Consider the following 486-nt stretch of genomic DNA (forward strand, 5'->3'; position numbering starts at 1 on the left):
CGGTGATGACGGTGCGGACTTGCACGTGCCGTGTGCTGCCGGAGTTGTTCCAGTACTTGGTCTCCACGTCCACCGTGGCGCTGCTCGTGGACACCGAGCGCTGCCGCACGTAGACGCTGTCACTGGCGTGGTCCAGCATGCGGATCGCGAGCGGATCGGTGACCTGAAAGCTCACGTCGCGGTACAAGCCGCCGAAGAACGTGAAGTCGGCCGACAGCGGAGCGATGTCCGCGTTGTAGGCGTTGTCCACCTTCACCGCGACCACGTTGTCCGCGCCGAGCTTGAGAACGGAGGTGGCGTCGAACCGGAAGCGGGCGTAGCCGCCCTGGTGCTGACCGAGATAGGTCCCGTTGACCCACACGTCGGCGACCGTGTTCGCGCCGTCGAACTGCAGCCACAGCTTCTTGCCGGCCAGCGCGGTCGGGGCAGTGAAGTGCCGGCGGTACCAGCCGATACCGCGGTAGTAGTCGTTACCGCCGTCCTGGC

The 486-nt window shown here is 66.0% G+C and carries 1 protein-coding gene; it reads right to left on the reverse strand.

What is annotated here, in order from left to right; translation table 11 throughout:
- Positions 1-486: sugar-binding domain-containing protein (locus GWK61_RS55200; RefSeq protein ID WP_194922375.1), on the reverse strand; the 486-nt coding region annotated here is incomplete at both ends.

This window comes from Catenulispora rubra (assembly GCF_015356825.1).
Lineage (GTDB): Bacteria > Actinomycetota > Actinomycetes > Streptomycetales > Catenulisporaceae > Catenulispora > Catenulispora rubra.